Source organism: Roseburia sp. CLA-AA-H209 (assembly GCF_020687575.1).
Lineage (GTDB): Bacteria > Bacillota > Clostridia > Lachnospirales > Lachnospiraceae > Roseburia_C > Roseburia_C amylophila.
Window position 1 is genome coordinate 1 of the sequence record NZ_JAJEQU010000052.1, and the last position, 1,516, is coordinate 1,516.

Below are 1,516 nucleotides of genomic sequence, written 5' to 3' on the forward strand. Positions count from 1 at the left end.
AATGCACTGGAGGCAGAAATTGATGCATTATATAAATCTCCACGCCAGCCACTGTCTAATGTATATTTATCCTCAATTAGTTGGCTTGTCTTGATTTTGGCATATACTTTCATAAAAATATACTGTTGTAGATACCAGCCAAACTTGTAACGAAATCTTTTGTTATAATTTTATATCAATTGCTGAAAATGGCTATTTCACAGTATTTATGAATATTTTAGCAAACAATAGTTCTGTGAAAGAATGAAATCTGTCTGCTTGCAATAAAGTCAGTAAAATCAATGATTTACCATACCTTAGAAATAAAGTGTCGGACAAATCCTTTTGTATACCTAGGGGCAAATTTCGCCATAAGGTGTCCATTCCCCTTTAGGTAAATGACAAAAAGCTATTATTAATTTCTGCATTTCATTCACTTCGTGAACAGGCAGAAATTAAAATAGCTTTTTGAGTTAGGGGTATTGGAGTCCTAAAGTATAACCATAATTAAAATTATGACTCTTGTCTCACGATAAGTATCCTTGTCTAATTAGCTCGCCGACAACTTCTTTTCGCTTTTCTTCTCTACTCAACCTCGCCCACATACTATGTGTTACCATAAAAGCATCAATCTCTTCTACTTTTTCTCCGTACTTATCATCCTCTACCATTTTACCCAAGCAGCATGGACATTTCAATGCAGAAATGGTATCGACTTTTTCCCCATTAATATCATCACAAGTTACTCCGTACAGATATGGAACAATTCTTGCTAATTTGTTTTGTGATATCTCTACTCCTCTTTCCTGAAAAACATTCATACATTGTTCTTCCAATTCCTGCATCACATTTTCATCCAGAAGATTTACATACGCACATTTTTTTCCACTAACAGTTGAAACAACTCTCTCTCCGTAAGTATAACTAGATGTAAAATGCAATATTCGCTCCATTCCACATTTCTCACATTTTGCATGTGCAACAGTTAATTTAAGTTTTATTATTTTATTATTCATAAGTTAATATGCTCCTATCGGTGTAACCATTTGTGGTTGTAATATTTCATCAAAATTATCATAAATTATATAATTGATACTATTATCTCGATATGATTGTACTTTAATAACAGTGTATCCCTCATCCAATGCAGTTTCAGCGATACTATGGCATTCTAAAATAGAAGATTTCCCTTGTGAATAATTCCACTGCTTAGCTATGTTCGTATCTGTCAAATCTAAAACTTTTTGCCCATTTAGGTTCATATCATATCTAATCGAATATGTTGCATCTGTTCCATGATATGCAAGTTCAGCCACCGTAGTATTACCATCTGCTGCAACATAAAATCCTTGTCCAAACCTGCTTTCAGGACTAGTATAACTTATATCAATTCCGTCTAATACACTTTGAATCTTTTTAGCAGCATTATCACCTCCAACAGAGTGATATGCTACTGTGTCACTTCCACCCTCTCCTACATTTCCCAACTGCTGCGGTCTTTTTACGTTATTTACTACTTCCAGCTCTGCCTCACTGA

Annotated in this window: 2 protein-coding genes; both read right to left on the minus strand. The window is 34.3% G+C overall.

Features of this window, described 5'->3' with window-relative positions:
• Nucleotides 1-506: 506 nt before the first annotated feature.
• Nucleotides 507-995, minus strand: coding sequence for a hypothetical protein (locus LKD41_RS15545; RefSeq protein ID WP_227701680.1), 489 nt, complete (start codon nucleotides 993-995; stop codon nucleotides 507-509).
• 3 nt (nucleotides 996-998) lie between these two features.
• Nucleotides 999-1,516, minus strand: a 518-nt coding sequence (locus tag LKD41_RS15550) for an RES family NAD+ phosphorylase (RefSeq protein ID WP_227701681.1), incomplete at its 5' end; no start/stop codon positions are given.